General features: G+C 44.9%; 21 protein-coding genes and 1 pseudogene. 8 read left to right on the top strand and 14 right to left on the bottom strand.

Annotated elements, in window-relative coordinates; all coding sequences use genetic code 11:
- Window positions 1–168: 168 nt before the first annotated feature.
- The 8 genes and pseudogenes from AB4384_RS11190 to phhA form a co-directional block, all read right to left on the bottom strand.
- Window positions 169–1044: an NAD(P)-dependent oxidoreductase gene (locus AB4384_RS11190; protein ID WP_372129553.1), complete on the bottom strand. Its 876-nt coding sequence runs from the start codon at window positions 1042–1044 to the stop codon at window positions 169–171.
- Between the two features lie 12 nt (window positions 1045–1056).
- Window positions 1057–1221 (bottom strand): annotated as a pseudogene (locus AB4384_RS11185) (LysR family transcriptional regulator); the annotation flags it as partial.
- A gap of 161 nt (window positions 1222–1382) precedes the next feature.
- Window positions 1383–2099, bottom strand: coding sequence for a YebC/PmpR family DNA-binding transcriptional regulator (locus AB4384_RS11180; protein ID WP_010432326.1), 717 nt, complete (start codon window positions 2097–2099; stop codon window positions 1383–1385).
- 96 nt (window positions 2100–2195) lie between these two features.
- A complete protein-coding gene (locus AB4384_RS11175) occupies window positions 2196–2405 on the bottom strand; it encodes a DUF3283 family protein (RefSeq protein ID WP_004732615.1) in 210 nt (69 codons plus the stop codon).
- A 242-nt stretch (window positions 2406–2647) separates the two neighbouring features.
- Window positions 2648–3505, bottom strand: a complete 858-nt coding sequence (locus AB4384_RS11170; protein ID WP_372129551.1) for a hypothetical protein — start codon at window positions 3503–3505, stop codon at window positions 2648–2650.
- Between the two features lie 126 nt (window positions 3506–3631).
- The gene (locus tag AB4384_RS11165; RefSeq protein ID WP_372129549.1) at window positions 3632–4732 is read right to left on the bottom strand and encodes a Fic family protein; all 1101 of its coding nucleotides are present in this window, start codon (window positions 4730–4732) and stop codon (window positions 3632–3634) included.
- A 141-nt stretch (window positions 4733–4873) separates the two neighbouring features.
- Entirely contained in the window at window positions 4874–5212 is a 339-nt protein-coding gene (locus AB4384_RS11160; protein ID WP_048610196.1) for a 4a-hydroxytetrahydrobiopterin dehydratase, read from the bottom strand.
- Window positions 5202–5996, bottom strand: a complete 795-nt coding sequence (gene phhA, locus AB4384_RS11155; RefSeq protein ID WP_017061247.1) for a phenylalanine 4-monooxygenase — start codon at window positions 5994–5996, stop codon at window positions 5202–5204. The genes AB4384_RS11160 and phhA overlap by 11 nt, the downstream gene beginning before the upstream one ends.
- Window positions 5997–6195: 199 nt before the next feature.
- On the opposite strand from phhA, the gene AB4384_RS11150 reads away from it, so the two are divergent.
- Window positions 6196–8235 (top strand): acetoacetate--CoA ligase, encoded by a 2040-nt coding sequence (locus AB4384_RS11150; RefSeq protein WP_372129548.1) that lies wholly within the window; start codon window positions 6196–6198, stop codon window positions 8233–8235.
- 47 nt (window positions 8236–8282) lie between these two features.
- Here the strand turns inward: AB4384_RS11150 and AB4384_RS11145 are convergent, their stop codons facing one another.
- Window positions 8283–9137: an SIS domain-containing protein gene (locus AB4384_RS11145; RefSeq protein WP_017065115.1), complete on the bottom strand. Its 855-nt coding sequence runs from the start codon at window positions 9135–9137 to the stop codon at window positions 8283–8285.
- A gap of 227 nt (window positions 9138–9364) precedes the next feature.
- Between AB4384_RS11145 and murQ the strand changes: the two genes are divergently transcribed.
- From murQ to AB4384_RS11125, 4 genes are read left to right on the top strand one after another with little or no spacing between them, the layout of a single operon-like run.
- Window positions 9365–10267, top strand: coding sequence for an N-acetylmuramic acid 6-phosphate etherase (gene murQ, locus AB4384_RS11140; protein WP_372129546.1), 903 nt, complete (start codon window positions 9365–9367; stop codon window positions 10265–10267).
- 28 nt (window positions 10268–10295) lie between these two features.
- The gene (gene murP, locus AB4384_RS11135) at window positions 10296–11747 is read left to right on the top strand and encodes a PTS N-acetylmuramic acid transporter subunit IIBC (protein WP_372129544.1); all 1452 of its coding nucleotides are present in this window, start codon (window positions 10296–10298) and stop codon (window positions 11745–11747) included.
- Window positions 11748–11759: 12 nt separating this feature from the next.
- A complete protein-coding gene (locus AB4384_RS11130) occupies window positions 11760–13655 on the top strand; it encodes a glycoside hydrolase family 3 protein (RefSeq protein ID WP_372129542.1) in 1896 nt (631 codons plus the stop codon).
- 21 nt (window positions 13656–13676) lie between these two features.
- Window positions 13677–14669 (top strand): OmpG family monomeric porin, encoded by a 993-nt coding sequence (locus tag AB4384_RS11125; RefSeq protein ID WP_017065119.1) that lies wholly within the window; start codon window positions 13677–13679, stop codon window positions 14667–14669.
- A 253-nt stretch (window positions 14670–14922) separates the two neighbouring features.
- Here AB4384_RS11125 and maiA read toward each other — a convergent pair whose 3' ends face one another.
- The 5 genes from maiA to AB4384_RS11100 all read right to left on the bottom strand — a co-directional run bounded on the left by maiA (window position 14923) and on the right by AB4384_RS11100 (window position 21317).
- Entirely contained in the window at window positions 14923–15612 is a 690-nt protein-coding gene (gene maiA, locus AB4384_RS11120; RefSeq protein WP_372129540.1) for a maleylacetoacetate isomerase, read from the bottom strand.
- Between the two features lie 38 nt (window positions 15613–15650).
- Window positions 15651–16688 (bottom strand): fumarylacetoacetate hydrolase family protein, encoded by a 1038-nt coding sequence (locus tag AB4384_RS11115; RefSeq protein WP_372129539.1) that lies wholly within the window; start codon window positions 16686–16688, stop codon window positions 15651–15653.
- 9 nt (window positions 16689–16697) lie between these two features.
- Complete coding sequence (locus AB4384_RS11110; protein WP_372129538.1) at window positions 16698–17873, bottom strand: homogentisate 1,2-dioxygenase; 1176 nt, start codon at window positions 17871–17873, stop codon at window positions 16698–16700.
- The gene (hppD, locus tag AB4384_RS11105) at window positions 17866–18939 is read right to left on the bottom strand and encodes a 4-hydroxyphenylpyruvate dioxygenase (protein ID WP_372129536.1); all 1074 of its coding nucleotides are present in this window, start codon (window positions 18937–18939) and stop codon (window positions 17866–17868) included. The genes AB4384_RS11110 and hppD overlap by 8 nt, the downstream gene beginning before the upstream one ends.
- Before the next feature lie 338 nt (window positions 18940–19277).
- Window positions 19278–21317, bottom strand: a complete 2040-nt coding sequence (locus AB4384_RS11100; protein ID WP_372129534.1) for a DUF3466 family protein — start codon at window positions 21315–21317, stop codon at window positions 19278–19280.
- A gap of 301 nt (window positions 21318–21618) precedes the next feature.
- Here AB4384_RS11100 and AB4384_RS11095 point away from each other — a divergent pair, with 301 nt between their 5' ends.
- The 3 genes from AB4384_RS11095 (at window position 21619) to AB4384_RS11085 (ending at window position 24183) form a co-directional block, all read left to right on the top strand.
- On the top strand, window positions 21619–21864 hold the full coding sequence (locus AB4384_RS11095) for a hypothetical protein (RefSeq protein ID WP_349663075.1): 246 nt from the start codon (window positions 21619–21621) through the stop codon (window positions 21862–21864).
- Window positions 21865–22150: 286 nt separating this feature from the next.
- The gene (locus AB4384_RS11090; protein WP_016767944.1) at window positions 22151–23521 is read left to right on the top strand and encodes an ATP-binding protein; all 1371 of its coding nucleotides are present in this window, start codon (window positions 22151–22153) and stop codon (window positions 23519–23521) included.
- Complete coding sequence (locus AB4384_RS11085) at window positions 23518–24183, top strand: response regulator (RefSeq protein ID WP_010432275.1); 666 nt, start codon at window positions 23518–23520, stop codon at window positions 24181–24183. Before AB4384_RS11090 ends, AB4384_RS11085 begins: the two co-directional genes overlap by 4 nt.
- Window positions 24184–24224: the final 41 nt, after the last annotated feature.

The following is a 24224-nucleotide window of genomic DNA, read 5'->3' as shown; positions in this document are numbered from 1 at the left end:
AATGTTCCTCGAATACTCATACTCGATTTTCCGAAACTCACTTTTGTCCAATAGTGAGTTTCAGTACCAACGCTTTCACTGCATTCCTAAGTTCATACATACAAAAATAGCCGCTAATCCGCGGCTATTTTTAGTTATCTAAACGAAGTTCCTATTACTTCGATCTTTCTACTTCTTTGTCTCTTCAACCACGGCTTTCATCAATACTGATGTATCCATGCGGCCTTGTCCTTCGGCAGACAATGCCTTGTATGCGTTGTTGGTCTTTTCAGTTAGTGGAAGCTGGATGCCTTGGCGCTCAGCTTCATCTAGGCAGAAACCTAAGTCTTTGATCATCCAATCAATGGCGAAACCGAAATCGAACTTGTCTTGCGCCATTGTGGTCGCGCGGTTTTCCATCTGCCACGAGCCAGCAGCGCCGTTTTTAAGGCAATCAACCAGAGTTTGGATATCCAAACCTGATTTTTCAGCAAGTACTAAGCCTTCAGATAAGCCGTTCAATACTCCTGCAATGCAGATCTGGTTAACCATCTTCGCGCGTTGGCCTTGGCCGACTTTACCCATAAGAACTGACGACTTACCGTAAGCTTCGAACACAGGTTGAAGGTCGTTGAAAAGCGCTTGTTCGCCGCCACACATGATGGTTAGCACACCATTTTCTGCGCCCGCTTGGCCACCAGATACAGGTGCATCCATAAAGCGAATACCGGCTTGCTTCGCTGCAACTTCAAGCTCTTCAGACAGAACTGCAGATGTTGTAGTGTGATCGACAAGAATTGCGTTTGGCTTCATTGCTGCCAATGCGCCTGTGTCGCTGGTTGTCATGCTGCGTACGTCATCATCGTTGCCCACACAAACCAATACCACGTCAGCTTCCGCTACACACTCAGCCACAGATTCTGCCGCTTTACCTTGGTGTTTATCAGCCCAGTCTAGCGCTTTGCTGTGAGTACGGTTAAATACCGTTACCTCAAAACCGGCTTTGACTAGGTGGCCTGCCATTGGGAAACCCATAACGCCTAGCCCGATAAAACTTACTTTCATTTCTTTCTCCTTTTATTTGACCAAACCATCACTATGAAAAGATCGAACACTCTCAATCAATGCATCAATAAGCAGGGTCAAAGCCTTTGGCTGATATTTTCTTTCTTTGTACACTAAATACGCTTGGCGATCACCTCGATGATACTCAGGGAGCACTTGAATCAGATTCATGTCGGGATAAGACGAACAATATAATGAAGTTCAGCGATAAATCGCGACCAGAGAACGCTTTGTCAGCCGTACATTATGGAACGATGATCAAAGCTTGATCAATACTCAAAGCATAAAAAAACCGAGCACTAGGCTCGGTTTTTTAATAACTTTTGTTACTGTAAAGATTACAGCTCAGCGTTGTGGTAAACCTGCTGAACGTCATCACAGTCGTCAAGCATGTCTAAGAACTTCTGGAATTTCTCAGAATCTTCTTCAGCTACTGGCGTAGTTGTTTGAGGAACGAAAGTGATTTCCTCAACGTCTAGCGTTAGCTCTGGGAACGCAGTGTTTAGTGCAGTCTTCGTTTTGAAGAACTCAGTCGTTGGAGCGAATACAGTGATTACACCGTCTTCTAGCTCAACGTCAGTCACGTCTACGTCTTCCATCATAAGCGTTTCTAGGATGATCTCGTCATCTTCGCCTTTGAACTGGAATACAGCTTGGTGAGCGAACATGTGAGAAACAGTACCTTCAACACCGATTTTCGCGCCAGTCTTAACGAAACATTGGCGAACGTCTTGGAAAGTACGGTTGCCGTTGTCAGTTAGACAGTCAACGATTACGCTTGTGCCACCTGGGCCAAAACCTTCGTAGCGAGCTGGTTGGAAGTCTTCACCGCCGCCGCCGTTCGCTTTATCGATCGCTTTTTCGATAACGTGTGCTGGTACTTGGTCTTTCTTCGCTTTAGCAATCAGGTGCTTAAGAGGTAGGTTCATGTCTGGGTCAGAGCTGCCGTTCTTAGCCAGTACGTAAATCTCTTTGCCGTATTTAGAATAAACTTTAATTTTTGCGCCTGCAGTTTTCGCCATTGAGGCCTTGCGCACTTCAAAACTTCTTCCCATCGGGATCTTCTCTCTGATTCAATTAACGGTGCAAATTCTAGCAAATTACTGTGTCATTTCAATTCTACAGCACTGCTGGGCAAGGTTTGTCTGCGTTTATGCGACACCCATTACCCGTTTGTATTTTTCTACAGACTGATCAAACCAAGCCTTTTCTTCTGGGTCACCTAGCTTCATTGCTTCTTCAACAATGGCTTCAGGGCCACATTTCGCTTGCTTCAGTTTCCATACAAGAAACGATGCTTGCTTATCCAGTTCGATTTTATTTTTCTCGCTGGGTGGAAGGAGTGAAAGGTTGATAGACATTGCTAGCCTTCGTCTGTAATACACTTGGCCGAGAAATATATCATAGAGCAGCCTCATAAAACCAATACTATGAGTAACAGAAAGGGTTTATGAGACCCGAAACCAAGCAAGTCACTGATGCAGGTCAAGCTAGTTTGGGAAAGTGCGTTTAGCTCAAAGCACCAATAAGTTTGCACGATATAAGCCAGATCTCATATAAAATAAATAAGAAGAACACGGAGCGTCAATAACTGTGATCCTGTTTATTTCTCACTATCAGTGGGAACTCGCGTTAAGCCCTGCTTATTACTCACATTGAAAAACAAAGCAGCATCCCACGAAGACTCCATCAAATGAGAATAGATAGACATATTTTGTTTATTCTTATTTATAAGTAACTCTTTAATCGTGCCCAATGTGTTTGTGTTGGCATCAATCTGAGTCTGACAGTATTTAATAATAATGACAGGAGGAAGAGAGCCACCAACTCGAAATATGATGTATCCATCTCGTTCCAATTCCATACGAGAGTAGATTTTCATACTGTCAGGAGTTCCATCAATATCATTTATAATCTTCTTAAGCTTGCTATAAAACTCTAATCCATCACAAAAACATTTGTCATTAGCAATAAAACCATTGATTTCGTTAGTTTTATTACAATAATCCTCAACGGATTCAGGGGTAACTGGATACCGAGTCTCATTAATAATGTAACTACTTAAAGTTTTTAACAGCTCAGTCTCGCTCTTAGACAGTTTCATACCTAAGTCCAAAGCAACACTTACTAGGTTATGGCTATAAGCTCTGACCTTTTTTTCAAGTAAATCTTTAGGCGCAGATATGAGTAATGACACAACCCCTGATTTAAGTAACAACTCAAGTGCATAGCCCAACATCAAAACACTCGATTTGTAAGCAGCATCTTTGATAGTTAAGACCTCAAAAACATCACTTGATGTGTAAGAGGTAGTAGTCATTAATGATTCAAGTTCTAGTGTTTTCTGATTGCCGTTTTCTCTAAGTAATTTCGCACTAATGAGTTTGCTATCTGCCTCTTTAACCCAATCAAATTTATTGAAGATCCCTTTTTCGCCACTCGATTTTAAAGGTGCTTTCATCAAAGTCCTACTGTCTCGATTCATGTATGTTTAGTTGACTGAATATTGATTTGTAATTGAAGCTTAGAATACCACTGAAATCCGGTCACTAGAGGCATAGTAAGTTGAAGTATGAGCGTATCACTCCTATTCCGGCAACAGATAGCGCGTGCTTCTACCACCAGAACCAGATTTAACTAAGCAGCCATGCTCAATCAAAGCGTTCAAATGACGTGTTGCTGTGGCACTACTCACCTTTGCTACTTTCTGATATTGGCTGGCATTGATACCTTCTGAAAAATCACCATCGAGCATCCTATTCAGCACTTTTACTTGCTCTGTTGTAAGCTTCGTTTGGTCGATGCTTCGCCAATAGTTGGTCTTATAAACGGTTTGATCGACCTCAGCGAAAACCCCTGTAAACGTCTCGTCTAACGTATCTAAGAACCACATCAACCATTCGCTAATATCGAGTCCCCCTTTCTGGGTTCGCTCCAATATCTCGTAGTAATGCTTGCGGTTAGCGAGAATTCCCACCGACATCGCATAGAAGCGTACCGACTGCTGCTCGGCCTGTGCTAACGCCAAGTCGGTCAACAATCGAGTAATACGACCATTACCATCATCTAACGGGTGTAAGGTGATAAACCAAAGGTGAGTTATCGCAGCTCTAAGTAACGGATCGAGTGTAGCGTCGGTAAGTGAATCATTAAACCATGTGATAAATGTATCTAGCTCAGCATCAAGAATGTATCGGCTAGGTGCTTCAAAGTGCACGGTTGGACGATCAATTCTTCCTGATACAACTTGCATCGGAGCTTCACCTCGTAGCTGACCTACGACTACAGGATTAAACATGGTGTAGCCTTGAGGAAACAGTCTATCGTGCCAATGTAAGATCCTATCAAGCGCTAGTGGCTCTGTTAGGTTCTGCACCGCATCCAACATAATTTCAGCTAGGCCATCGGTTTGTTCTGTCGTTGGAAAAGGTCGATCTTCACTGACACCGAGTTTATTGGCTAAAGAAGACCGGACCGAGAAAGCATTAAGCTTTTCTCCCTCAATCGCACTGGAATGGACTATGTTCGCTAATAAGGTGTCGAGCATGGTTTGGGATTGATCTGCCGACTGTGAGGTAATCTTGCCCAATAGAATGCCCTGATTAAGCCGTACTTCTCTTAACCTCACGCCTATTTTCTGATTATCCCAAACAAAGTTTGGCCAATTATCTTGCTGCCAAATCCACATATTACACCCCATGATGCGAAAGTATCACTTATTCAACTCATACTATGAGCTGTTTAAGGCAATTATTCAACTCACCTAATGAGCCGAATAATGAGTTAATCGCATCACAGAGGTTGCAAGAGTAACTTCTAACCTACAAAACTATTCACTCACCGCGAACACATCGCAGCGTGAGGCGCAGATGAAATCATTCTTATGCAAGCCTTTGATTGAGTGGCTCCACCAAGTGACGGTGACTTTGCCCCACTCCAATAAGATCGAAGGATGATGGAACTCTTCTTCTGCCAATTCTGACACTTTATTGCTGAATGCCCATGCTTGTTTGTAGTTCTTAAACTTGAACACCTTCTCAAGCTGGGGGATGCCGTCTCTTTCGATGATCTGCCAATCAGACAACTCCAACAGTAAAGATTGTTGTTCATCTTTATTGAGAGCAATCGCGTCGATACTGCAGGCTTCGCATTTTTGTTCATTCAACATGTGTTGGTTCCTTGGGTTCAAAAAGTGGTGGTAGTAACCCCGCGTCGATGGCGAGATCAGCTTGCTGTAATAGGTTTTTCTGACTGATTTTAAAGAGCTCAGATAGCTCGTCGATCACGTAATATTTCGGCTGCATGATGTCGATTCGATAAGGGGTTCTTAACACCGTTTGCAGATCGAACCGCTCGCGAACGGCCAAATCCCCTCCCAACGCATACATAGTTTCCGCTGGAGACGAAAGAATGCCACCGCCATAGATTTTCAGTTGTTGGCCTTCTTTTACTAAACCGAACTCAACCGTAAACCAATACAAACGGGCAAGATAGGCGCGCTGTTTAGATGTGGCGGCTTGGCCTAGTTTTCCATAATGCTCAGTGAAAGCCGCGAAGTCGGCATTGGTGAGCATGGCACAGTGACCAAAAATTTCATGAAAGAAATCAGGTTCTTGTAAGTAATCGAACTCGTCTCGCGTTCTCAGAAATGTCGCAACTGGGAATTTCTTATTGGCGAGCAAATCAAAGAATCGGTCGAAATCGATCAATGCAGGCACAGGCTGAACTTGCCAACCGGTTGTTTCCATTAGCACTTTATTTATCTCTGGCAGCTGGGGAACTCTGTCTAATGGTAGATCCAGCAAGGTCAAACCGTGCAAATAAGCATCGCATGCGCGGTCACTAATGACGTCCAGTTGCCTTTTCACCAAGTCGTGCCAAATGGCATCTTCTTCGAGGCTCCACTCAACCCATCCCTCTTGGCTCACGGGCTTAGAATGATATTGAGTCATTACACACCTCCTTTCGAATGTCTCACTTTAAGCCTATCTCCACTCCTTATAAGCGCCAATTTGCGCGATTTTTCGAAACAAGCGATCGTGTAACATTTTATTTACACAATTCCACCAAGCGCTTATTTTGCTGAACTTTTGACTTTGTAAAACCTAAATACCAGACTGAAAACGTTAACTTTTTGTTAAAGGTAAAGGAATGCACGAAAGCAATAAGCCCATTTGGCAGCCAAGCGAGCAGCGTATCGCCGATGCCAACTTAACCCGATTTATCGATAGCCTTGAACAGTCTGGGTTAAACCTAGATAGGGACGTAAAAAGCTACACCGAGCTCCATCAATGGTCTGTAGTTCAGCCGGAATCGTTTTGGCAAAACGTGTGGCAGTTTTGTGGAGTAGTCGGCTCACAAGACTCTATTAACAAGGCAGAAAGCGAGACCATCAAAGCTCTAGGTGGGAGCCGCTGGCAGCAGCCTAAATCGAACCGTGATGCGGTTTGGTTTCCCAACGCACAAGTAAACTACGCCGAGAACTTGCTGCGTTTGGCACACACCATGCCTGATGAGCTTGCGATTTGGTTTGAGAATGAACGTGGCGAACAACAGAGTTATACATGGGAAACCCTGTGTGAAGCTGTCTCTAGTGTTCAGCAATGGCTTGTCGATAGCGGAGTGAAACAAGGTGATATAGTTGCTGCGTATACTCCCTATCTGCCACAAACCGTGATAGCCATGCTAGCCGCCACCAGCTTAGGCGCGATTTGGACATCGACCTCGCCTGATTTTGGAGTAGAGAGTGTGATTGAGCGATTCGGACAGGTGAAACCTAAGGTGCTGTTCACCTGTGACGGTTACACCTTCAATGGCAAAACGTTCGATATGGCGGGCAAGAACCGTGAAATCATCGAACACTTAAACGAATTAAAACAGGTGTGTGAGATCGGTTCTTTGAAACCGAGTAATGACTTAGAGAAGAGCGATTTAGAGAAGAAAAAAGTTGAACATGATGTGTCGATTCTAAGCTGGCACAGCATCATTAATCACTATCAGACAAAACCTCTTCGATTTACTCGTGTCGGCTTCAATGAACCGTTGTTTGTACTCTACTCTTCCGGCACCACAGGCAAACCCAAATGTATAGTGCATTCTGTCGGTGGCACTACCATCAACCACCTAAAAGAGCATCAGCTTCATTGCGATATTAAACCAAGAGATCGCGTGTTCTACTACACCACTTGTGGTTGGATGATGTGGAACTGGCACGTATCTGCGCTCGCCAGCGGTGCTTGTTTGGTTATCTTTGATGGTAGCCCGGTTTACCCGCAACCTAACGTTCTATGGGATTTAGCGCAGCGTGCTGACGTATCGACATTTGGCACCTCAGCCAAGTACATAGAAGCGATTGAGAAAGCCGAACTCTCACCAATCGACAGCCACTCTCTGCCTCAATTAAGAACACTGTGCTCGACGGGTTCTGTGCTTTACCCAGAGCAGTTCGATTACGTTTACAAGCACATCAAGCAAGACCTGCATTTAGCGTCGATTTCTGGCGGCACGGATATTTGTGGCTGCTTTGTTTTGGGTAACCCAATCTCGCCTGTATATCGCGGTGAGTGCCAACAGGCCGGGCTCGGCGTCGACATCAAGGTGTTCAATTCGTCTGGTCAAAAGGTCGATCACGAACGTGGCGAATTAGTATGCACCAACTCCCTACCCAACTTCCCCGCTGGCTTTTGGAATGACACCGGAGAGCGCTATCACAGCACCTATTGGGATAGGTTCGACAATGTGTGGCATCACGGTGATGAAGTCGCACAGAGCGAACATAGCGGCTACCTGTTCTACGGGCGAGGCGACACCACACTCAACCCCGGTGGCGTGCGAATTGGTACGGCCGAAATCTATCAGCAAGTGAACACCATTGACGGCATCATCGATTCGATAGCAGTCGGTAAAAACATCGACCGCAATGAACAGGTATGGCTGTTTGTTCAGCTGCAGCAAGGTGTGAGTTTAGATGAAAAGTTACTGACAGCCATCAAAAGCAAACTCAAATCCTCTTGTTCGCCAAGACACGTGCCAAGCCAGATATTTGCGATCAGCGACGTGCCAAAAACACGCTCTGGCAAACTGGTGGAGTTGGCTGTGAAACAGGTGATCAATGGCAAAAATGTAGAAAACCTCGGGGCTATCGCTAACGCCGAGGTTTTGGAAGAGATAAAGAGTGTTGTTTCGCTTTAGTGTTCCTATCTCAAAAAATCCAAGCTAGAAGAAAGTAAAGTAACCAGTTATCTATGCGAAACCTGACGAATATCTGAGTTGATGTCATCAATAAGCTGTCTTGCTGATTCATCTCTTTGCTTCACTAATGCAATGAACAGCAAATCAGTAATAATGTTTTGAGCTGTTCGGGATGCTATCGATGAACTTCGATATTGGCTTTCATCAGCAATCGTATCAAAGGATAAATCCGCGATGCTTCGAAGTTTACTTTTACGAGCGGAGGTAAGAGCGATGACCTTAACACCTTGCTCCTTTGCTGTTTCTGCGGCGATTAACACATCTTTTCTTTCCCCTGAAAACGAAATAACAACTTGGACATCTTGCGGGGTAAGCGTACGGGCTATCGCTATCTGAACGTGACTGTCTTGTTCTGCTAAAGCGGTAATGCCTAATTTCAGCAATTTAAAGCTAAACTCTTTTGCCGTGAGTGCTGAGCCTCCAATACCCACGACTTGCACTCTATTGGCACCATCTAACAGTCGAATAGCTTCCGTGCAGGTATCAAGTGACAGCGCATTGGTTGTCTGGATCATCGCATCGGTTTTTTCTTGCACAAGCTTTTGAGAAATAACGCTGAATGGGTCATCGGCCAGAATATTACTGTGCAGTGGGGTGGTTTGAATGGCGTGCTTTCGACCTATATCCTCCGTCAGCGCTAACTTGAATTCACTGTAGCCTTTAAAACCAATTCGCTGCGTAAATTTCACGATACTTGATTGACTCACGTTGGTCGCTTGCGCCAGTTCTTGGCTTGTCAATGAGGCTGCCTGTTCCACATTTGATGTTATCCAATCCGCAATTTTTCTCGCATTGGCAGAGAGCTGAGTACGACGGCTGACAATTTTATTCACGACTGACACATTTCACCTCGATTATTTTAGAATAAAATATTCCTAATTAAGAATAATGAATATTCAGTTCAAACCGCCACTTAAGTCGGAATGTCTGGGATTTAGTATAAATTTATCACAATTATTCCACCTAAATCACCACTTCAGAATAACTCTAACTGTGATATTTATCACTCAAACGGAATATTTTATTCTCTAGTATCGCCCTCAGTTTGTATTGGGTAAGAGAACAAGTAATGAAGATCGATTTGAACCGTTTGGTTACAGAGAGCCGCAATCCTGCAAGCGCAGACATTGATAAGCTATCAACAATTGACATGCTAGCCGTCATCAACAAAGAAGACCAACGTGTTGCGTTAGCCGTAGAAGAAGTCCTTCCTCACATTGCAAAAGCTGTTGACGCGATCACAAGTGCTTTTGCAAAAGGTGGCCGATTAATCTACATCGGCGCTGGCACTTCTGGGCGCTTAGGCATTTTAGATGCAAGCGAATGCCCACCGACTTATGGCACGAGCCCTGAACAAGTCATTGGCGTTATTGCTGGCGGGCACCAAGCCATCTTAAAAGCTGTAGAGAACGCGGAAGATGATCCTGCGCTCGCACAAGCAGATTTAAAATCGTTGGCGCTAACAGAGTCAGACGTAGTCGTCGGAATAGCCGCGAGCGGTCGAACTCCATATGTGTTGGGTGGCCTCACCTATGCTCGATTTGTCGGAGCGACCACAGTGTCTATTTCATGCAACCCAGATTCACCAATGGCGAATTCAGCAGACATTGCCATTACCCCGGTAGTGGGCCCTGAAGTGGTGACGGGTTCATCAAGAATGAAGGCCGGTACCGCTCAGAAATTGGTTCTTAATATGCTGACTAGCGGCGCCATGATCCGCAGTGGAAAAGTGTTTGGAAATTTGATGGTTGATGTAGAGGCGACCAACGCCAAACTCGTCCAACGTCAAATCAATATTGTGATTGAAGCAACGGGAGTGGATAGCGAACGCGCTGAAGACGCACTTAAAGCTTGTGATAGCAACTGCAAAACCGCAATTCTCATGATTTTGGCTGACATCAGCGCCGAAGAAGCGTGTGAACGCCTTGAAAAAAGCGGCGGCTTCATTCGAGCCGCACTCGTCAACGAATAATTACATTCAGTTATTAAGGTTAATCCAAATGGCAAAAATAACGCCTACTATGATTGAAACTCTACTGTCAGCCGTTGGCGGCGGTGGCAACATTCGTAAATGTGGGAACTGCATGACCCGCTTACGCTTAGCCCTCGTAGACATCAATCAAGCGTCTCTGGATACCATCAAGAAAACCCCAGGCGTTCTGGGTGTGGTAGAGAGTGACGAACAACTTCAGATCATTCTTGGGCCAGGTAAAGCGCAACAAGCTTCTGAGCTGATGAACAGCTTGATGTTTGAGCAGCCTGAAGCGACCGTAAAACAAACTAATGCAGAGGAAGATTTGTCTGCGGTTGCGGCTGAACAAAAAAAGCAAATGAAGAGCAAGCAAACCAGTGGAGTGCAGCGATTTCTGAGCAAGTTCGCCACCATTTTTACCCCTTTAATCCCTGGCTTTATCGCGGCGGGTCTGTTGCTTGGTTTTGCGACCCTACTTGAGCAGATATACATCGTCGATCAAGAGCCAAGCAAGACGCTATTGGATCTTGTCGCCTACATGAAAGTGTTTGGTACTGGTCTTTTTGCCTTTTTGAGTATTCTAATTGGTTACAACGCCATGCAAGCCTTTGGTGGCTCTGGTGTTAACGGGGCGATTCTAGCTTCACTGTTCGTTTTGGGTTATGACCCAGCAGCCACGTCTGGTGTCTACTCTGGGATGAACGAATTCTTCGGATTCTCTATCGATCCTCGCGGCAATATTATTGGTGTGTTGCTTGCGGCAATTTCGGGTGCTTACGTCGAGAAGTTGGTACGTAAGTACATGCCCGATGATCTCGATATGATTCTGACCTCTGTCGTAACGCTTCTGATTATGGGTGCGGTCACCTACTTGATCATCATGCCAATTGGTGGCGAGTTGTTTAAAGGTATGACTTGGTTATTCCTTAACTTAAACGACAATCCATTTGGTGCCGCTTTACTGGCTGGCCTATTTCTTATCTCTGTCGTGTTTGGTATTCACCAAGGGTTTGTTCCTGTCTATTTTGCACTTATGGAAGCGCAAGGCTTTAACTCTCTGTTCCCAATCTTGGCGATGGCGGGTGGCGGTCAGGTCGGCGCGTCAATGGCGTTGTACTTCAAAGCCCAAAAAGACTCTCTTCTTCGCACTCAAGTCAAAGGGGCTATTGTGCCTGGTTTGTTGGGTATAGGTGAGCCGCTGATTTACGGCGTCACACTTCCACGAGTAAAACCGTTTGTTACCGCTTGTATTGGTGGTGCAGCTGGCGGGTTCTTTATTGGCTTGGTGTCTTACTTAGGGATGCCAGTCGGATTAAACACAGTGTTTGGCCCATCGGGTATCGTCGCTGTGCCATTAATGACTTCTAACAGCGGTATTTTTGCAGGGATGGCGGTGTTTGTTATTGGTCTGCTTATTTCGTATGTCGTGGGTTTCTTAGCGACTTACATATTTGGTTCTAAAAACGTTGATTTAACTTAGGTAAAAGCAGTGATGAAATTGAATAAGATTATTTTGAGTACAGTAGTATTGTCTGTTGTCGGTTGTTCGAGTGGCATGAATAAATTCAGTAACCAAGACCTAGAGCAGTACCAGCAACAACCAGAAAAATACGCTGAAACCATCGTTAGCACCATGAACAATCGAGAGATAATTGGTCAAACCCTGATGATGGATTTCCGCTCATGGGGCAAAGATTCCTACACCGATGAAGATATCCCTGTCACTCGAATGAATGACGATATTAGTTCGATGATCACCGACTACCATATCGGCGGTGTAATTCTGTTCCGCCAAAATTTAGTGAACTCGAAGCAAATTGTTGAGTTCACCGATGCTCTTCAGCAAGCAAGCAGCAACTTGCCGCTTCTTATCGCCACTGACCAAGAGGGCGGTTACGTAACGCGTTTGCAAAATGGTACTGAAATGCCGGGTAATATGGCGTTAGCCGCGTCTGGTGATGCGAACAACGCTTACGTTGCGGGCAAGGTTCATGGTGCGGAACTATCCGCTTTGGGCATTAACTATAACTTTGGCCCTGTGGTTGATGTGAATGTAAACCAGAACAATCCTATCATTGGTGTGCGTTCTTACAGCAGCAATGTTGATGTGATCAATGAAATGTCTACCGCCTACATGGATGGTATTCATGAAGCTGGCGTCATCAGTGCACTGAAGCACTTTCCTGGGCATGGCAATGTGAGCGTCGATTCTCACTACGACTTACCAGAAGTGAGCTACTCGCGCGAAGAGTGGGAAGCGATCGACCTTGCCCCATTTAAGTACGCGATTGAGCACGGTACCGATTCAATTATGTCTGCGCACGTGACGCTACCAAGCGTAGATGACACCATGATCAAAGCGACCTTAAGTGACAAAGAAATGTTGATTCCAGCAACGTTCTCTAAACCTATTTTGACAGGGGTTTTACGTGACCAAATTGGCTTTGATGGCCTGATTGTGACCGATGCGCTCGATATGGGGGCCATCGCTGACAACTTTGATCGCAACTACGCGGTTCACGCTTCACTGGTCGCCGGTGCTGATATTGCTTTGATGCCGCTTCAAATTACCAACCAAGAAGAAATCAAACAGTTGGAAAGCCTGTTTGTCTACTTAGAAAGCAAAATGGAAACCAATCCAGAGTTTCTTGAGCGCATGAATGAAGCCGCGACTCGCGTTATTAAGAAGAAGCTTCAAATGGGTCTGGTTTACCAAACCACAGACAAGCAGTTTGCCATCGACTCAGTTGGCTCTGAAGCGCACAAGCTTGAAGAGAAAAAGGTCGCGGATGCATCAATCACGCTTATCAAAAACCAAGATAATGTATTACCTGTCGATCCAAGTGAAGTCAGTAATATCCTAGTTATTTCTGATGAAGATAGCCGCAATGCACTTGTAACCAAGTACCTGAACGTTGTGAAGCAAGAGACAGGTAATTACCCAATGTTCATCAGCGAACTGAAAACGGCATTGGTGGAAGATAACCTGAATGCAGATGAGCTTCGTAGCACCATTGTAAAGTCCGATCTGATTATCATGTCGACATACAACCTAATGGGCCACGCGGCAAATGCTCAGAAAATCGTAGATATCGCGAACGCTGAAGGCAAAAAACTGGTGATGATTTCAACGCGTAATCCTTACGACATTGCCCATGTAGACGGTGTACAAGCGAACATCGCTATTTACGGTATCACAGGGTTCGACGTGACCAACAATGACCGCAATTCACTTGAAGCAAACATTAGCTCTGGTATTCGCACCTTGTTTTTAAACCCTCAAACGGGACTGCCTCTGAACGCACCAACAGGAACTCTTCCAGTAGATGTAAAAAATGACAACGGTGACGTTATTTACCCATTCGGCCATTCAGTGAACTACCAATAATTCGTCCTAGGAATAATAAAAATGATAAATAAAAAGTCTGGAGCTACCCTACTAGCACTGCTTCTACCTAGTCTCGCGCTTGCGACTGAAGACAACGCCGTAAAAGTTGAAACGGAAGAGCTAACCCAAAACTTTACCTCTGAGTGGAACGTTGCGTCGAACATTTACATGGAAATGGAAAAGTTTGAAGGGCACAGAGACCCTGATGGCAATGCAGTGATAGACAAACTCACCCCAGTCGCACAGCTATTCATTAATAGCCCTAACTCCAAATGGAGCTATTTTCTTGAACATAAAGTGGCGCGCCGTTCGATCACTGAGGATCTAAATAACACAGATAACTCGTTTCAACGAAACCGTACTCAGATTGGTGCGACTCGTAACTTAGTTCGCAACGATGATGTGGTCTTTAATCTGAACGCTACATACCGAAAAGAATCTAACGACTCTGCACCGGGAACAGATGCTCGTGGCAGCAACAACCTGTACTGGATAATGCCTAGTGGTGAGTTTAAGATCACCGATAAACTCTCATTCTCTTACTGGGATGCGTTTTACTACTATGATCGCTTCGTAGGAGAGAACGATTACGAGTGGGAAGCGGAGCATGGTTTTGCGTATAAACACAGTGATAGTTTCACAGCAAAAGTCTACCTATACACCGATTGGACTTGGGATAACGACCAAAACAAGAACTGGGAACAAAACCAGATTCGTGGGTACTTCCCAACTAAAATTAATGACAAATGGAGCGTGATGCCTTATTTCCGCTACTTCATCAACGAGAAAATCTATGATGCGTCAAACAACTACAACGTCGTCAATGAGACAGACGACGGGCTGCGTTTAGGTTTGAATATCGACTATAAACTGAGCCCTAAATCAACGTTGTGGGTAGGTATGGCTTACGAAGAAACCAAGTGGGATGAGTCTAAGTCTGCGGGCCTAACCAGTGGTTCAGACAACAGCCAGAAATTCTATCTAGCTCAAGCGGGTTGGAAGTATAAGTGGTAACAGCTTGATTATATTTTCGATGTAACAACATACCAACTGGAGGCGCGTTCTCCGGTTGGTATACTAATGATCATGACTTCTCCCGTTTCATTGATACTAATCTGCACCAATAAAACTGCACACTCAATCAAGCGACTTTCCAATACGTGAAGATATTCGTATATTGCTAAATGAGCAATCAGGCTAGAACAGAATAGTCCAAAAACGGTTTTGGTAGCGTAAGGGAAGAGTATTTACGTTTACATCAGTGAATCTACATGGAATCATTCGCATCCGCTTGATTCTCTGGCATCGCCTCAATAAAAGCAGGTAACTGATTGCACGCTTCGACAATTGAGTTAATCAGCGGATAAGGTGACATATCAACGCCAAAACGCAGCGCGTTATACACCTGTGGCACCAAGCAAATATCGACAATGCATGGTGAATCGGTGAGGCTATACACCGAATCACCGTGTGCTTTTCTGTGCTTTGCCAGTTTCTCTTCTAGAGCACGGAAACCTTGGTTCATCCAATGATGAAGCCAGTCCATTCTCGCCTCTTGCTCGCAAGACAATTCTCGCTCCAAATACTGCAACACGCGCAGGTTGTTCAGAGGGTGAATTTCTATCGCAATATCCTGAGCCATAGCCAACGCTTGATAACGCAGCGGTGTTTGCTCTGGAATGAGCGAGGAGTCAGGGCTGCTCTCACACAAATAGTGTTCATCGAGATATTGAAGAATAGCCAGTGACTGATTGAGTTGAACTTCACCATCCACCAGCACCGGCACTAACTCACTGGCGTTGAGCTCACGATAATGTGGATCATGCTGCTCGCCGCCATTACGCACCAAATGCACCGATTTAGACTCATAGTCGAGTTGCTTTAGGTTCAATCCAATACGCACCCGATAGGCAGCCGAAGAGCGCCAGTAACCGTAAAGTGTCATATTCTGATTCATACAATGATCTCGCTTGAGCTGAATCTTTATAATATGGACTATAACGCTCGATATTGACTGACTTTTTGGTCAATCGCGCCAAAGATCGAGTCACCCGCTTCATCAAACATCTCAAGCTTGATCGAGTCACCAAACGACATGAATTGAGTCGAAGGTTTGCCATCGCGAATCGTCTCAATCATGCGCACCTCGGCAATGCATGAATAGCCCACGCCGCCCTCGGCAATTGAGGTGCCATGGTCAGTGCCTTGCTTATTCGATACCGTGCCTGAACCTATGATCGCGCCTGCCGATAATGGTCGAGTTTTAGCTGCATGCACAACCAACTCTGCAAAATTGAAGGTCATATCTACACCGGCATTCGGACAACCAAAAGGCTGGTCGTTGTAGGTCGATATCAACGGTAAATGTACCTTACTGCCTTTCCATTGCTCGCCAAGCTCATCAGGTGTTACCGCAACCGGAGAGAACGCAGAAGACGGTTTAGACTGGAAGAAGCCAAAGCCCTTGGCGAGCTCTGCCGGAATTAAGCCGCGCAGCGACACATCGTTCACCAACATCAGTAAACGAATCGAATCATGCGCTTGCTTGGCGCTGGCTCCCATTGGCACATCTCCGGTAACAACCGCAACTTCACCCTCGAAATCAATACCCCATTCGTCGCTGGCAAACTCAATATTGTCACGCGGCCCGATAAACGCATCTGAGCCGCCTTGGTACATGAGTGGATCAACCCAGAAGCTTTCTGGCATTTCAGCACCACGCGCCTTACGCACCAGTTCAACATGGTTTACATAAGCACTGCCATCCGCCCATTGATATGCGCGTGGCAGAGGTGATTCACAATACTGAGATGCAAACACTTCACTGCCAGTCACATGCCCGTTGTTTAACGAGGTGTATAACTCTTGTAACTGAGAAGCCACGCTGTCCCAGTTATCCAATGCTACCTGCATGGTTGGCGCTAGATGCATCGCATGGAAAATTTCGGTGGCAGCTACACATTGTTTAAGATCTTTACTTACGACCATCAATAGACCGTCGCGAGTGCCATTTTTCTTGGTTGCTAATTTCATCCTTGCCCCTTACTTCTTATCGTCAGCCATGGTTTGAGAACCTGTCTCTTGCAAACCAGTGTCTTGCCAACTGTAGACATATTCTTTGTTCTCAACGCTATCGAGTTCATCAGAGAACTGCAGCGCGTGGCGAGTATCGATCATCACCGCGACTTCATCAGTGAACTTTTTCTTATACGCTTGCCCTGCCTTAAAGGCTTTTGGGTGAGGCCCATGCGTGAAGCCTGCAGGGTGGAAGGTCACCATGCCCGCTTCAATATTATCGCGACTGAAAAAGTCACCAGCGTGATAGAAAAGCACTTCGTCATAATCGTCATTGTTGTGGTAGAACGGCACTTTCAACGCACCAGGATCGCTCTCAATCGGGCGTGGTACAAAGGTGCACACCACAAAGCCAGCACCCACAAACGTTGTATGCGCGGAGGGTGGCAAGTGGTAGCGATGCGACATCAGCGGTCTGATATCGCGCCAATTCACCTTCACCACGGCCAAATCACCATGCCAGCCAATGGCATCCAATGGATTGAACGGATAAGTGATCACACTGACTTTGTCGTGGCGTTTCACCTGAACTTGGGTTTGAGTTTCTGAGTACTGAGCACGGAATTGGTCATTAATAGAAGGAATCTCAAGAACCGCTGGATCAAACACCGCGTGATTGCCGACCATGCCCTTCTCAGGCAAGGAATAAGCCGCGTCGGTGTTCTCAATCATCAAGATGAACATCGGCTCACTTGGCTCCAAGCGCCAATTGGTTGAGCGCGGGATCATCACGTAATCCCCTTCACTCACCTCTAAATGACCATAGTCGCAATAGAGATCTGCCCTACCTTGGTGAATGAACAGCAGCTCATCACCGTCAGAATTACGCACCAAGAAATCCATCTTCTCATCCATGCGCCACACACGGATTTTGCAGTCCGCATTGTGCAAAAGATGAGGCACCGCCCAAGGGGTTATCTGGCTAGCTTTCTCCACCAGCGTAAAATCAAAAGCGCGAGGACGTAAATCACCCTCCCACTCCGACCAACCTGTTGGGGCATGCTGGTGATGAAAGTGAGCGGCAGGGCCAAAGAATCCACTTCGGCCCGCTTCTCGCTCATAAATTGCCTCTTCGGGGAAGTCGGCGTGCGCTTGTTTAGAGCACACCCCCTCCCGATGAGGAAACGAGATCCATTTATGCATCGTCTAATACTCCTCGACGAATCTGGTCCTCTTCAATCGATTCAAACAGCGCCTTGAAGTTACCTTCACCAAAGCCTTCGTTGCCTTTACGCTGAATGATTTCAAAGAACACAGGCCCAATTACCGTCTGTGTGAAAATTTGCAGCAAGATGCCGTCTTTGGTCGGCGCGCCATCAATCAGAACCCGTAAATCGCGCAGCAGATCGGTGTCTTCACCGTGGCCCTTCACACGCTCGTCGACTTTCTCGTAATAGGTATCTGGGGTTGGCATAAAGTCCATGCCGCGATCACGCAGGGTTTTCACGGTTTTGTAGATGTCATCCGTTGCGAGCGCGATGTGTTGGATGCCTTCGCCGTTGTATTCGCGGATGAACTCTTCGATTTGTGATTTGTCGTCTGAAGACTCATTGATAGGGATGCGGATTTTGCCACATGGCGAGGTCATGGCTCTGCTCACAAGGCCTGTCAGCTTGCCTTCAATGTCGAAGTAGCGAATCTCGCGGAAGTTACCGATGCGCTCATAAAACCCAGACCAAACATCCATATTGCCTTGTTTCACGTTGTGCGTGAGATGGTCGATTTCATACAAGCCAACATTGGCTTCGGCCATGCGCTGTTCCGCATCGTCATAGAATCGGAAATCGACGTCATAGATGCTCTGCTTGCCATAACGATCCACAAAATAGAGCAGGCTTTCACCGATGCCGTAAATGGCAGGAATACTCAGCTCCATCGGCCCTATTTCTGTTTTGTACTCTTCACCGCCACCCTTAAACGCTTGCTCCATTGCAGCTGTTGCTTCGTTGACACGAAACGCCATGCCACACACCGATGGGCCGTGAACTTTAGCGAACGCTTCCGCTTGGCTGTGAGGCTGTTCATTGACGATAAAGTTGATGTCACCTTGTCGATACAGCCAAGCCTCTTTTGAACGGTGCTTGGCGATCTCAGCAAAACCAAGTGACACAAACAGCGCTTTAAGTTGCTCTATTCCCTTGTGGTCAACGGCCGTGTATTCAACAAACTCGAATCCATCTGTGCCAAGCGGGTTGTATGACTCCACCATGAACTTTCTCCTTGTACCTACTGGTTTTGTGTTAAGTGATTTTTGTCCTTGATTAAATTTGGCCCACAAGCGGAAAGATTGGAATGGATGGAAGGAAATGGGCAGTAACGCTGAAAACTCGTCAAGTTGTAAAATATTTGTTACACACAAAACCTCACAACAAGAAAATGAGTGCTATCAAGGGATTGAAAGAGGGTGGTTTGATTTACAGGCGAGCAAGAAATGTTATTGAATTGTTACATGTGGATTTTTAAGCGAAAGGGATAACATCGACTTAGTGCCGCCTTCGATGTTATCGGAAAAAGAAGGCGACTTTTGAACTTCATCAATTTAAAAAGTTACAGACGAGATACTCTTGAACGCATAGAAAGCACGGACATCAAACTGATAAGCACCAATAACCCGGTACCGGCACCACTACGTTCAACATCTTCAGCGCTATCATCACTTCTTTCAGCAATGTCTTCACTTGTTGCTCCAGATATCGGGATAAGTTTCACAGCCACCACCCTCTCGTCACCTACTCCATCATTACAATATGCAAAGTGCGCGGTTGAATCATAAGCCATAGAAGAGGAGCTACTTTCACTCGCAAAACATTGTATTGCCGTCCCTGAGATAACACCCGCATCATTAATGTCGGTTGCGTCCAATATTCTAAAGTGGTTGTTGGCATCACTGTAGTCACCACCGTTAGTTAGGTCGTCTAACCACCAAGCTTGATCATTATATCTTGCACGTCTATCAGCATCGGTACCAATGTCGTTGTAAGGGAAAATGAAGCCGCGATGCCTCCTTTCATTGCCGTCTACTTCAGAGTGAGTTTCTGCGTCAACATAGCCAACAATTTCATTGTAATTATTGATCTCACTTGCTTTTCCTTCTGCACTATCAAAGAAAATGTCTTCACCTAAACTTGCGAAGAATGTAGCTGTTGGCGTTGTGTCATTCGCATCAGCGACAAACATACGATTGTCAGACACACGATCCGACGGATAATCACCATCTCGTTTTGCATAACCAATAACCATCATGTTTTCATTAATATCTGTTGCGACAGAATTACTGTGGATGTATGAATCACTCACTTCTACCGTCGCATTAGCGATAAATGTCGTCGTCCAAGCATTTTCCGAAACGCTGAAATTTGACGTACTGCTTGGCCTAAACACAGCAGCCTGCATAAGAAAGTTATCAGAATCATCTAGCTCTGTATTGTAACCAACTAAAACAGGATAAGAGCTATATGTCCCTCTAGATGAAATCGTTGCAGCCCTCACACTCGCCTGTGCTGAAGCTTCATCATCGTTGTAAGAGTAATAGGTCGAACTGGTTTCCCAATCAGATACTGAGAAACGGTTTCCATCATCATTGGGGCCATTCGCATCGGTTATATTCCAGACAAAAGCTCGATTAGCAAAAGCAAAGTTCTGACACTCTGGATATAAAGCAGGCTCAATATCTTCATCGATACAATTATCTAGATCCTCTGCATCACTGTCGGATGTGTACGGAGAATCATAATCTTTATACTCATCACTGTAATAAAAAGTCGCAACGGACGCACTTCCGACCACATAGCTTTCTCCTCCATAACTGAAAGAATCAAAAGCCATCGTTCTTCCCATTTGGGAGATTATATTCGCTTCGCCGTCAGCATCGCTGATCGTAATGCTGGTATCGGCTTCAGGTTGGAGAACCGTAAATTCAGTGCCTGTATCGTAGTAACCACGCTGCCTATACAACTGAATATATTGGTTGTTATAGCTGTAATAACCACTGCTGGTGTTACCAAGAACAAAACCATTCTCGTCAACTTTAGTGATCACCTTCTCCTCTGTTCCATCAACAAAGGAATAACTATAACGGCTCACATCAGGTGGATTACTGCCAACATCAGGGATATCACTTAACGAATAAGAGTCATAGAAAGCCGTGGAATTCGTCTGATAGCTCAGCTCGTAATATGCATCACGCTCATTTCTCAAGCCTCCAATGCCTGCATCCTCATCGCCATACCACAACAAAGAACTCCAAGCTTCACAAGTCGCGTAGCCAAGTTCACTTGTGCAGTAGCTATAGATATCGTCATAATCCAAATAGTAGAACGTGTTGTCGATACCAAAAGGGACCTCCTCTTTAAAGGAAAAACCTGGTTCTGCATTTTGAGCTTCCCCTGCGAATGCGTAATCGGTGTCACCACAACTGGTACTAAAGCAATCCGTTGTACCAAGCTCTGGTTCAACTGCAACCCCATACACCGATTCCGTTTCTACTGGTGATTCCTCCAAAACCACCCTATAAAGAGCAGCGTTACTATAAGAAGCAACCAACAACGTAGAAGAGACAACGACTGATTTTTTTACCATTGCCTTCATTCTACGGCTCCTAAAAAATAATCCATTTCAATACCAACGATAGCTTTCTGCCTTTATTGCTAAAGGCATTAAATTCATGAGTTCAATAATGGACTAGGATAAAAATAGAAAATGTGGAAACTATGTAGAAACAATGGAGGTTTAAACAACCTGACTTGATGGGCTGATGAACTGATGCCCTATTAAAGTTAAACGCTAACTTTCATCTCCTAGATTTATCCATTTTCTCTGCTAATTTGATCGCTAACCTATTTGCGTCAAAGAAATACACTTATATTTGGTTACGAATAGGAATTAAATTATGAAAAAAATCACGACAGCATTACTTTTACTGACATCGATATTCGCGCTTCAAGCGTGTGCTGAAAGCCGTGAAGGTCCAAGAGAAATGCCAAGTTTTGAAGAAATGGATGCAAACGGTGATGGCGAGTTACAATTAGAAGAGCTCAGAGGTCCACTCGCCGATGACTTTGACAAACTAGACGCAGATGGAAGCGGTGGTCTATCGGAAGAGGAAGTTCCGCCGCCACCACCAAGACGTCAATAATTGTTAGAGGGTTATCCAAAAATAGTGATAATTCAATGCGAGCTGATGGGGTATAGCACCCTGTCAGCTCGCTATTCGTTTCTAACAAAAAGATGCTTATACATGGCCTAAGATGAATAAAGAAATCAATGTCCACATTTCCCACACGATTGGTGACTAATATTGGTTTAACTCACTTTTGTCTTAATTCATTTTACTGTCCTAATTCACTTTAACTTCTGGAGAGAACGTGCGCATATCAATTTTCACTAAACTGTTTGTTTCAATACTAATGGTATGCGTGACCATGCTCTTTGTACTGACCTATTTTATTAACTCCAGTTTTCAAAGAGGGCTCCAAGATTTCACAAATAATAATGAGATTGCCCTAGCTCAAGAACTCGCCAATAACTTAAAGCAATATTACTCACCTTCCGAAAAGTGGAGGCGGCTAGAACGTGAACCACATTTAATCGCCAGTAGCATTGGTGGCCCCTCACGACCACATGCTCGTGACAGACACCCATCGCCACCACCATTAAGAGAGCCGGAAGCGCCAGATCTTCAACCTATTTGGCAACGACTCAACATTTTAGATCAAAACGGGCGAGCTATAATTGGACCTCCTGAAAACCTACATCACCTTGAAGATGGTCAGCATCAAGCACTAGTCGAAATAACACGGGATGATCAAGTGATTGGGTATATCTCCATCGTCCAGATGGATGAAATATCAGGGCCTTTGGCAGAAAGCTTTTTCAAACAACAAACGACGCATGTAAGCACTATCGCTTCGATTACCGTGTTGCTTTCATTCCTTATCGCTTTATTTCTTGTTAGGCGATTTTTGAAACCATTGCGTGCTTTGTCGAAAGGTGCCAAATCTATCGAAAATGGCGATCTCGATTTCTACATTGAAAAAAGCGGCAATGATGAATTGTCCGATCTCATCGGAATATTCAACGGTGTAGTCGAAACACTAAGAAAACAAAAAACACTTAGAGAACAGTGGTTATCGGATATTTCACATGAACTTAGAACGCCTATCACCGTGCTAAGAAGTGAACTAGAAGCGCTACAAGACGGTATCCGATCTCCTGAGCCAAAATATATCGACTCGTTACATCAACAAATCATCACACTGGGTCAACTCGTTGAGGATCTTCATCAACTCTCCCTGTATGACATCGGATTTAACCTCAATGTTAAAAACAACGTTGATATACATAAACTGATTGATTCTGTGATCGTTCAAAACTCGATCCGTTTAGAACAGAAAAGAATCACATTAACAAAGCACTATGACCATTCAGCCCCACTGTTTACCTCGTGTGATGAGAGATTACTGACACAACTGTTTGTGAATCTGTTGGAAAATAGCGCACGATACACTAGCGATAATGGGCATGTATCGATAGATGTTACCGACATTAGTGATAGTATTATTATCAACGTTGAAGACAGTGATCCAGGTGTACCTGATGCATCACTTCCGCGTTTGTTTGAGAGGCTTTACCGCGTTGATAAATCGCGCAGTCGCTCAAGTGGCGGTTCTGGGCTTGGCTTATCTATCTGTAAAAATATCGTTGAAGCGCACCAAGGACACATTACTGCCGACCACTCAGAATTGGGTGGACTACGAATCATCATAGCGTTACCAAAGGAAATAAAATCGTGATCTTAGTCGTCGAAGATGAGCCTGCATTAGCAAGTGTACTGTGTGAGTACTTAGAGCACTCTGGCCTTGAAAGTCATCATATTATCGATGGTAATCTTGTCATTGACTGGGTAAAACAAGCATCGCCTAAACTCATTATTCTCGACCTAATGCTACCCAATCGAGACGGGTTGGATATTTATCGAGAGCTGAGAACGTTCAGTGACATCCCTGTGGTTATGGCGACAGCCAAGGTCGAAGAGATCGATCGACTCGTTGGGCTTGAATTGGGTGCAGATGATTATATATGTAAGCCGTACAGCCCGAGAGAAGTAGTCGTGAGGGTGAAAAATATTTTGCGCCGTTCCAACAAGCCCCAAGCCACGTCAGCAACGAACGCCATTGATATTGATGAATTGAGTATGACCGCCGTCCTATGTGGTATTAAGCTAAGTTTAACGCCAGCTGAGTTTCGGCTTTTGCACCTTCTTTATCAAAATGTTGGCCGCATTTATAGTCGCGATCAATTGATTGATAAAATCTACGACGATAGAAGAGTGGTCAGTGATCGCACTATCGATAGCCATATTAAAAACTTACGTAAAAAAATGGTCTCGATAAATGAAAAATGTGACTACATTAAATCCATTTACGGGATAGGTTACAAACTAGAAATAGAATAATACGAACGAAAAAGCCGCTTTCATCAGCGGCTTTTTCGTTC

This window comes from Vibrio sp. 10N.261.51.A4 (assembly GCF_041471945.1).
Classification (GTDB): Bacteria; Pseudomonadota; Gammaproteobacteria; order Enterobacterales; family Vibrionaceae; genus Vibrio; species Vibrio crassostreae_C.
This window is presented reverse-complemented; position numbering and strand designations above follow the sequence as displayed.